Origin of the sequence: Streptomyces sp. NPDC005485, from assembly GCF_040606085.1 — a bacterium.
Taxonomy (GTDB): domain Bacteria; phylum Actinomycetota; class Actinomycetes; order Streptomycetales; family Streptomycetaceae; genus Streptomyces.
In genome coordinates this window covers 24,558-33,153 of sequence record NZ_JBEXDZ010000106.1, presented here as the reverse complement: position 1 = coordinate 33,153, position 8,596 = coordinate 24,558, and the positions used below count along the sequence as shown (strand labels likewise).

At 71.6% G+C, this 8,596-nt stretch carries 11 protein-coding genes and 1 pseudogene; 7 read left to right on the top strand and 5 right to left on the bottom strand.

Going from position 1 to position 8,596, the window contains the following annotated elements; all coding sequences use genetic code 11:
- Positions 1 to 507, top strand: a 507-nt coding sequence (locus ABZS97_RS29690; RefSeq protein WP_356142458.1) for an alpha amylase C-terminal domain-containing protein, incomplete at its 5' end; no start/stop codon positions are given.
- Between the two features lie 129 nt (positions 508 to 636).
- On the opposite strand, the gene ABZS97_RS29685 is transcribed toward ABZS97_RS29690, so the two are convergent.
- The 4 genes from ABZS97_RS29685 to ABZS97_RS29670 form a co-directional block, all read right to left on the bottom strand.
- Positions 637 to 2,856: an ATP-dependent DNA helicase gene (locus ABZS97_RS29685; RefSeq protein ID WP_356142456.1), complete on the bottom strand. Its 2,220-nt coding sequence runs from the start codon at positions 2,854 to 2,856 to the stop codon at positions 637 to 639.
- A 171-nt stretch (positions 2,857 to 3,027) separates the two neighbouring features.
- Positions 3,028 to 3,384, bottom strand: coding sequence for a thioredoxin domain-containing protein (locus ABZS97_RS29680; RefSeq protein ID WP_356142454.1), 357 nt, complete (start codon positions 3,382 to 3,384; stop codon positions 3,028 to 3,030).
- Positions 3,357 to 3,785: a MerR family transcriptional regulator gene (locus ABZS97_RS29675; RefSeq protein ID WP_356142452.1), complete on the bottom strand. Its 429-nt coding sequence runs from the start codon at positions 3,783 to 3,785 to the stop codon at positions 3,357 to 3,359. Before ABZS97_RS29675 ends, ABZS97_RS29680 begins: the two co-directional genes overlap by 28 nt.
- Positions 3,786 to 3,813: 28 nt before the next feature.
- Positions 3,814 to 4,332 (bottom strand): Lrp/AsnC family transcriptional regulator, encoded by a 519-nt coding sequence (locus ABZS97_RS29670; protein ID WP_356142450.1) that lies wholly within the window; start codon positions 4,330 to 4,332, stop codon positions 3,814 to 3,816.
- 87 nt (positions 4,333 to 4,419) lie between these two features.
- On the opposite strand from ABZS97_RS29670, the gene ABZS97_RS29665 reads away from it, so the two are divergent.
- The 5 genes and pseudogenes from ABZS97_RS29665 to ABZS97_RS29645 all read left to right on the top strand — a co-directional run bounded on the left by ABZS97_RS29665 (position 4,420) and on the right by ABZS97_RS29645 (position 6,934).
- Positions 4,420 to 5,322: an NAD-dependent epimerase/dehydratase family protein gene (locus ABZS97_RS29665; RefSeq protein ID WP_356142448.1), complete on the top strand. Its 903-nt coding sequence runs from the start codon at positions 4,420 to 4,422 to the stop codon at positions 5,320 to 5,322.
- 1 nt (position 5,323) lies between these two features.
- A complete protein-coding gene (locus ABZS97_RS29660) occupies positions 5,324 to 6,214 on the top strand; it encodes an aldo/keto reductase (protein ID WP_356142446.1) in 891 nt (296 codons plus the stop codon).
- A gap of 82 nt (positions 6,215 to 6,296) precedes the next feature.
- A complete protein-coding gene (locus ABZS97_RS29655; RefSeq protein ID WP_356142444.1) occupies positions 6,297 to 6,656 on the top strand; it encodes an AsnC family protein in 360 nt (119 codons plus the stop codon).
- Positions 6,623 to 6,709, top strand: a pseudogene (locus tag ABZS97_RS29650) (MarR family transcriptional regulator); the annotation flags it as partial. The gene ABZS97_RS29655 and the pseudogene ABZS97_RS29650, both read left to right, overlap by 34 nt.
- Before the next feature lie 33 nt (positions 6,710 to 6,742).
- Positions 6,743 to 6,934 (top strand): hypothetical protein, encoded by a 192-nt coding sequence (locus tag ABZS97_RS29645; protein ID WP_356142464.1) that lies wholly within the window; start codon positions 6,743 to 6,745, stop codon positions 6,932 to 6,934.
- Between the two features lie 40 nt (positions 6,935 to 6,974).
- On the opposite strand, the gene ABZS97_RS29640 is transcribed toward ABZS97_RS29645, so the two are convergent.
- Complete coding sequence (locus ABZS97_RS29640) at positions 6,975 to 7,739, bottom strand: DUF2127 domain-containing protein (RefSeq protein WP_356142442.1); 765 nt, start codon at positions 7,737 to 7,739, stop codon at positions 6,975 to 6,977.
- 204 nt (positions 7,740 to 7,943) lie between these two features.
- On the opposite strand from ABZS97_RS29640, the gene ABZS97_RS29635 reads away from it, so the two are divergent.
- Positions 7,944 to 8,561 (top strand): TetR/AcrR family transcriptional regulator, encoded by a 618-nt coding sequence (locus ABZS97_RS29635; protein ID WP_356142440.1) that lies wholly within the window; start codon positions 7,944 to 7,946, stop codon positions 8,559 to 8,561.
- Positions 8,562 to 8,596: the final 35 nt, after the last annotated feature.

Below are 8,596 nucleotides of genomic sequence, written 5' to 3'. Positions count from 1 at the left end.
AAACAACTCCTCTTCATGGGCCAGGAGTTCGCCCAGGGAGCCGAATGGTCCGAGGCCCACGGCCCCGACTGGTGGCTGCTCGACCCCGCCTACGGAGCCGAGCCCGACCACCGCGGCGTACGCGACCTCGTACGCGACCTCAACACGGTCTACCGGCACACACCCGCCCTCTGGCAGCGGGACACCGAACCCGCCGGGTTCGCCTGGATCGCCGGCGACGCCGCCGACGACAACGTCTTCGCGTTCCTGCGCTACGACGCCGACGGCTCCCCGCTGCTCGCCGTCTCCAACTTCTCCCCGGTCGTGCGGCACGAATACCGCCTCGGGGTGCCCGACGACGTTCCCGCCTGGCACGAGGTCCTCAACACCGATCTCGCCCGCTACGGCGGCAGCGACGTCAGCAACCCCGACCCGGTCAAACCGGAAGCCCAGCCCTGGCACGGCCGCGGCGCCAGCATCCGGCTGGCCTTGCCGCCACTGGCCACGGTCTGGCTGCGCCCGGCGTAGATCGCGCTTCGCGCTCGTCCTCAGACGCCGGACGGGCTGAGAATCAGCCCCTCCGGCGTCTGAGGAGCGGGGGTCCAGGGGCGGAGCCCCGGGTGACGGGACGGGCAGGGGCGGAGGGGGCGAGAAACGTCAGGCTTCGACCAGCCCCACCGGCAGCGCCCCCGTGTGCACAACCCCCAACGCCTGCGTCGCCCGGGTCAGCGCGACGTACAGGTCGCTGGTCCCGTACAGAGCAGGCTCCACGACCAGCACCGAGTCGAACTCCAGCCCCTTGGCCTGCCGAGGGTCGAGCAGCACGACCGACCGGGTGAGGTCGGGCTCCTCCCCCGCCGAAACCCCGTCCAACCGCGCGGCCAGCTCGGCGTGAAGCTCACGCGGAGCGATCACCGCAAGCCGCCCCTCGGCGGGGGTCAGCTCGGCGACGGCCTTGGCCACCGCCCCCGGCAGATCGCCCCCGGCGTCCCGCACCCACGGCCGCACCCCCGTCGACCGCACGGAACTCGGCGGCTCGAAATCGGGCCGCTCGGCGCGCAGCACGGCGGCCGCGAGGTCCATGACCTCGGACGGGGTGCGGTAGTTGACGGCGAGGCGGGTGTGCTCCCAGCGGTCCTCGACGTAGGGGGCGAGAATGTCGGCCCAGGAGCCGACCCCCGCCGCCTCGGCGGTCTGCGCGGGGTCGCCGACGAGCGTCATCGACCGGGTCGGCGAGCGCCGCATGAGCAACCGCCAGGCCATCGGCGACAGTTCCTGCGCCTCGTCGACGATGATGTGCCCGAACGCCCAGGTACGGTCGGCCGCCGCGCGCTCGGCGGCGCTGCGGTGGTCGTCCTCCTCGTGCCGCTCGGCGAACCGCTCGGCGTCGATGATGTGGTGCGCGGACAGTACTTCGGAGTCCTCCTCGTCCTTGTCGTCGAACTCGTAGGTACGGGAGGCGTAGGAGACGTCCAGCACGCCCTGGGCGTAGGCGATCTGGCTGTGGCGCTCGCGGTCGGCACGCGCCCTGGTGAGCCGGTCGTCCTCCCCGAGGAGTTCGGCGGCCTCGTCGAGGAGCGGTACGTCGGCCGTGGTCCAGGCCCGGGTGACGGGACGGCGGATGGCGGCCGCGTCCTCCTCGGGGAGATACCCCTCGGGCTCGGCGAGGAAGTCCGCGACGAGCCGCTGCGGGGTGATCCGCGGCCACAACCGGTCGATCGCCGACCAGACTTCGGGGTTCTCGGCCAACTCGTCGCGGATCTGCGTGATGTCACTGGCGTCGAGCAGGTTGGAGCCGTCGAACGGGTCGGTGCCGATGCGTTCGGCGACCATGTCCGTGAGCGCGTTGAGGATGTGCCCCTCGAAGTACTCGCGCGCCACGTTGTGCGGCAGCCCCGCCTCGCGGGTGCGCTCGCGGGCCACCTGGACGAGCCCGGCGTCGAGCATCAGGATCTCCCGGTCGTGCTCGATGGCGATCACCGGATCGGGGAGCGCCTGCCGGTCGCGTACGACGGCGGCGAGCACCTCGGCCATCTCCGCGCGGCCCTTCACGGCGGCCGCCCGGGGTGTGTCGGCGGCCTTCGCCTTCACGCCGGGGAACAGCTCGCCGACCGTCGCGAGGAGCACGCCCGTCTCGCCGAGCGAGGGCAGCACCTCGCCGATGTAGCCGAGGAAGGCGGGGTTCGGGCCGACGATGAGGACGGCACGCTTGGCGAGCAGTTCGCGGTGCTCGTAGAGGAGGAAGGCCGCCCGGTGCAGCGCGACGGCGGTCTTCCCGGTGCCGGGGCCGCCCTCGACGACCATGACACCCCGGTGCGGGGCGCGGATGATCCGGTCCTGCTCGGCCTGGATGGTCTGCACGATGTCGCTCATCCGGCCGGTGCGCGCCGAGTTGAGCGCGGCGAGCAGTACGGCGTCGCCGGTCGGGTCCTCGTGGCCGCTGCGTTCCTGGTCGCCCAGGTCGAGGATCTCGTCGTGCAGGTCGGTGACCCGGCGGCCGTCGGTGGTGATGTGCCGGCGGCGGCGCAGCCCCATCGGTGTGTGGCCGGTGGCGAGGTAGAAGGGGCGGGCGACCGGGGCCCGCCAGTCGATGAGGATCGGGGTGTGCTCGGTGTCCTCGGCACGGACGCCGATACGGCCGATGTGGTGGGTCGTGCCGGTGGTCAGGTCGATCCTGCCGAAGCAGAGCGAACCGTCGACGGCGTTCAGCGCGGCCAGCAGCCCGGAGCGTTCGGCGACGAGGACGTCCCGCTCCAGCCTGGCCTGCATCGGTGTGTTGCCCTGGGCCAGCGCGTCGGCCACGGAGTCCTCGGTGCCGCCGCGCAGGGCGTCGACGCGCGCGTACAGCCCGTCAATGAATTCCTGCTCAAGCCGCAATTCACCATCGGTAAATTCGGTGTTTGACACTTCCGCTCCCGCCCGGATATACTGTGCCTACTGAACTTCTTCGCGGCCCAATAACCTTGAAGTCGCGAACCATTCAATATACGCAAAGAAATCCCCCGAGCGCAATTGCTCGGGGGATTTCTTCGTTCCGGACCGCCCGCTTCACATCACGTCGGCGAGCTCCTCCAGCAGCCGCCGCTTGGACCGGGCGCCCACCATCGACCGCACCGGCTCGCCGCCGCGGAACACCATGAAGGTGGGCATCGACAGGACGCCGTAGGCGAGCGTGGTCCCCGGGTTGGTGTCCACGTCGAGCTGGACGACCTTGATCCTCTCGCCCTCCTCGGCGGCGAGATCCCTCAGCACCGGCCCCATCTGACGGCACGGCGGGCACCAGTCGGCCGTGAACTCCACCAGCACGGGCAGGTCCGCCGCGATCACCTCCGCCTCGAAGTCCCCGTCCGTCACTTCCGCCACACCTGCCGCCTTGATCACCGCGTCCGCCCTCCCAGTTCGCATACGGGTTCCGGGCCGCCCGGAACCTCCGCGCCGGCCGCCAGCTCGTCCCGGGCCTGCTCCGCCCGCGCCAGCTGCTCGCCGACCTGCGCCCGCACCGACCGCAACTCGTCGATCACCGCGTCGAGTTCGCCGAGCTTGCGCCGGTAGACCGCGAGCGAGGCCGGGCAGGAGTCGCCCTCAGGGTGCCCGGCCCGCAGGCACTCCACGAAGGGGCGCGTCTCCTCCAGGTCGAACCCGAAGTCCTGCAGCGTCCTGATCTGCCGCAGCAGCCGCACGTCGTCCTCGTCGTACGTGCGGTACCCGTTCTCGCCGCGCCGCGCGGGCAGCAGCCCCCGCGACTCGTAGTACCGCAGCGTCCGCGTGGTGGTCCCGGCACGTTCCGCCAGCTCGCCGATTCGCATGAGCCGACGGTAGTCCTTGACGCCGACGTCAAGGCAAGGGCGGCAGCAGCGGCTTCCGGCTCACCGGGGACGACAGGACGATGGAGGTCGTCGTACGGCCCAGGGCGGAGGTCTGTTCCAGGACGTCCTCCAGGTGGATCGTGTCCGTGACCGCGACCTTGAGGATCCAGCAGTCCTCGCCGACGACGTGGTGGGCCTCGATGACCTCGGGGCGGGCCAGCAGCTCCAGGGTGCGCGGGTGCTTGAAGGTGTAGCCGCCGTGCGGGTTGACGCGGATGAAGGCCTGGATGCCGTACCCGAGGCGGGAGGGCGCGACATGGGCGCCGTAGCCCGTGACCGCGCCGGCGGACTCCAGGCGGCGCACCCGTTCGGCGACGGCCGCCGGGGAGAGCCGGACCCGGCGGCCCAGCTCACTGAGCCTGATCCGGCCGTCGCTCTGCAGCAGTTCCAGGATCTGCCGGTCCAGCGCGTCGAAGGCCACCGACGTTTCGTTGGCGGCGGCTCGCAGCTGCCGTGGTTCTTTCGGTGCCGCGGCCGGATCTCCCATGACTCCCCCTTCAGACCTCACGCGTCTCTCGGGAGAATTATCACCACAGGGCCGCGGCGCGGTGCATCGGATTACGGGGAGGACGTCGTGCGCGACATATTGGTCATCGGCGGAAACAGGTATTTCGGAAAGCGGCTGATAACGCGCCTGATCGCGGCCGGGGACCGGGTCACCGTCCTCAATCGCGGCTCGTCCGCGCCGCCTGCCGGGGCCGTCCATCTCGTCGCGGACCGGAATGACGAGAATTCCCTCGGAAAGGCGCTGGGTTCACGGACCTTCGACGTCGTCGTCGACCAGGTCTGCTACACACCGCGCCAGGCGGAGATCGCACGGCGGGTCTTCGCGGGCCGCACCGGGCGGTACGTCATGACCTCCACCGTCGAGGTGTACGAGTACGAGAACACGGCCGGCCTCGTGCGCGAGGACGCCGTGGATCCCCGCACGGTCACCGTGGACCTCGAACTCCCCTGGCAGGACACGGAGTTCCTGGACGCCCACTACGGCGAGGGCAAGCGGCAGGCCGAGGCGGTCCTCGCGGCCGACCCCGCCTTCCCGTACGTCGCCGTGCGCGTCGCCCATGTGCTGGGCGGGGACGACGACTTCACCGGCCGCCTCGACCACTACGCGTCCCGCATCCGCTCCGGCGAGCCCATCGCCGTACCCGCCGTGAACCACCCGGCGACGTACATCCACGTCGAGGAGATCGCGGACTTCCTGGTGTGGGCGGCGGGGGCGAAGTTCACCGGGCCGGTCAACGCGGCGTCCCACGGGCTGCTCTCCACCGAGGAATTGTGCGAGGCGGTGGCCGCGCAGGTACCGGAGGGCAAGACCGTGTTCCGCAGCGTCGAGGTCGGGGAGGTCTCGCCGTTCTCCTTCACCCGCGCCTACGGGATGGACAACTCCCGGGCCACGCGGCTCGGTTTCACCTTCGGCGAGGCGCGGCACTGGCTGCCGCGCGCCGTCGCCGAGACGCTGGGAAAGGGCAACTGACATGCGTTACCGCACTCTTGGGGACTTTCGGGTCAGCGCGATCGGGCTCGGCGCGATGCCGCTGTCCATCGAGGGGCGCCCGGAGGAGAAGCGGGCCATGGCCACGGTGCACGCCGCACTGGACGCGGGTGTGACGCTGCTGGACACGGCGGACTCGTACCACCTGCCCGGCGACGAGCCCGGTCACAACGAGCGGATCGTGGCCCGCGCCCTGGCGACGTACGGCGGCGACACCGGGGACGTGCTGGTGACCACGAAGGGCGGCCGCGGCAGACCGGCCGACGGCAGCTGGACCGTGACGGGTTCGGCGCGGCATCTGAAGGCCGCGGCGGAGGCCTCCCTCAAGCGGCTCGGCGTCGAGGCGATCGGCCTCTACCAGCTGCACAAGCCGGACCCGGCCGTCCCCTTCGAGGAGTCGGTGGGTGCCCTGCGCGATCTCCTCGACGAGGGGAAGATCCGTTTCGCCGGCATCTCCAACACGGACACCGATCAGATCCTCCGGGCCCGCGCGATCCTCGGCGACCGGCTGGTCTCGGTCCAGAACCAGTACTCGCCCGCAGTCCGGGACAGCGAGGCCGCACTGCGGCTCTGCGCCGAGCTCGGCATCGCCTTTCTGCCGTGGAGCCCGCTGGGCGGGATCTCCCGAAGCTCGCTGGACGGCCCCTCGCAGCTGGAGCCGGAAGGCTTCGGTGCCTTCCACACGGTGGCCCGCGCGCACGGCGTCAGCCCCCAACAGGTCTGCCTGGCCTGGCTGTTGACGCTCTCGCCCACGGTCGTCCCGATTCCGGGCGCCAGCCGTCCGGAGACCATCCGGGACTCCGCGCGGGCGGCGGACCTGGCACTGGAGGCCAACGAAATCCACCGCCTGAACGCCGCGGCCGGCCGCCCCTGAATCAGCCGCGCCCACCGCCGCCCGCGCCGACAGGAGTGGCCGTACGGCGAAGCGGCCCGGCCATCCCCGCCACGGGCGCCCCGTGACGGCGAGCAGCCCGGCCGCCCGGCCGGCCTCGTGCGGGCGGACCCGGTGCGGTGCCGTGGTGAAGAAGGGCACCGACACCGGTCTCGCCCTCCTGGCCGTCCTGCAGCAGGACGGCCGGGCGAGCCATGCCGAGCCGGCCGCGGCGACCGGCTGGTCCCCGGCGACGGTCGGCCGCCGGCCGGACGAACTCCCGTCGTCGGGAGCCCTGTTCTTCGACGCGGACCTGGACGACACCCTGCTGGCGCGGACACCGGCCACGACGAGCCGCCCTTCGTCGCCGCGACCACCGGGCCGACCAGCCTCGTCGCCCAGGCCCGGGTCCTGCAGCGGATCGGCCCGGACGGCACGCGCCTGACGGAGCTGGCCGAACAGGCCCAGGTCACCAAGCAGACCGCGGGCTTCCTGGTCGACCGGCTGGAGAAGGCGGGCTACGTACGACGGATGCCGGACCCGACGGACAAGCGGGCCCGGCTGGTGTGCGGGGCGGAGCGCGCCTGGGCGGCGAAGGAGGTCGCCGACGAGGTGGTCGCCGAGGTCGAGAAGGAGTGGGAGGACCACCTCGGCAAGCGCCGTATGACGCAGCTGCGTCAGGCGCTGACGCTGCTGCGGGAGGTCACGGACCCGTGGGCCTGACCGCGGCCCACGGACCCCGCCGCATCGCGCCGGCCGCGTCCTAGACCAGGACGCCCGCCGATTCCTCCACCTCCAGCAGCGACGCGCTGTGCCGCTCCTCCTCGAAGGCCCTGCGCCCGCCCCGCAGCCCGAACAGCCGCTTGGCCAGGGCGATGTAGAGCACGGCGAGGATGTTGAGGACCAGCGTGGCGATCTTCAAGTAGCTGACGTGCTCGGTGAGTTCGTAGATCTCCAGCGGGAGGAACGCGGCGGTGGCGACCACCGTCAGGTACTCCGCCCAGCGCTTGGCGTACCAGAGGCCGACGGCTTCGACGAGTTCGATGACGGCGTACGCGAGAAGCAGCGCGGCCACCAGCATCAGGGTGGAGTGCTTGTAGTCGAAGGTCTTCTGGATGGTGCCGACCACGGGCGCGTGGTCGAGGTCGTAGTGGAAGTGCCTGAAGACCGGCCGGAAGACGTCCAGGTACTCGTCGAAGAGCCGGCGCACCGAGTCCTGGCTGTTGCTGAACTTCCAGACTGCGACCGCGACCAGCACAATGAACACGCCGCGCACGGCCCGCTCGATCGCCAGGAAGCGCAGGATGAACAGGTCGCGCAGCACCTTGCCGCGCGGGACGAGCGGCGCGTCGGCGGCCGGCCCCGAGCCGTGCGGCTCGCCGAGCGCGAAGTCGCCGCAGCGCAGGCACCGCCAGACCTCACCGAGCGCGGTGTCGGCGTGCAGCCGCACCCGCAGGCGGGGGTCGTCGGGTGCGTACGTCACATGGCCGCGCCGCGCGCATGTCCGCCGGTCCCAGTCGATCTTCATATCCCCGCTGCCCTTCGCAGAACTCCGCAGAACGTGCCGTGCCGCACCCGTCGGTCCGGCACGGCACGGTAGTGCATGTTCCACGAGACGACGGGCTCGGGGGTCGGGGTTCCCGAAGCGGCCCGCGCGCCTGGACCGTCCGCGTAAAAGGATGCGGTGGAGGCCTTGTGGACGCGGGCGTCGGGTCGGCAACAGCTGTGCAGAATGGCTGTCATGACCACGGGCAGCCCCAGCCGGGCGGATGTGAACCGCCGCCGCATCCTCGACCTCGCCCTCGCCGAGCTGCTGCGCGACCCCGATGCGTCGATGGACCAGATCGCGCGGGCCGCGGGAGTCGTACGACGCACGGTGTACGGGCACTTCCACACCCGTGAGGCCCTGGTCGGCGCCCTGGTCGACGAGGCGGTGGAAACGGTGACGGAGGCGCACGCGGCCGGCCGCGACGGCGTCGCGGACCCGGCGGAGTCACTCGCCCGCTCCACGCTCGCCGTCTGGGAGATCGCCGACCGCTACCGGCTGCTGGTCGCGCTCGCCCAGCGCAGCGTCACCGTGCAAGGCATCCGCGACCGTCTCACCCCCGTCCGCGAGGCCTGCGCCGAGACCATCCGGCGCGGCCTGGACCAACACGTCTTCGAGTCGCCGCTGCCGCCGGACGCGCTGGCCTACGTGCACGAGCAGTCGCTGTTCGCGCTGATGGAGGCGGTGAACGACGGGCTGCTGGCAGCGGAAGAGGCGGGCCGCTCCGCCGCGGTCACCATGCTGACCACGGCGGGCGTACCCGCCTCACGCGCCACCGAACTGGTGGCCGAGCTGAGCGACTGATCGCCGCCGAGTCCGGACCGAGCGGCCGGGCCTAC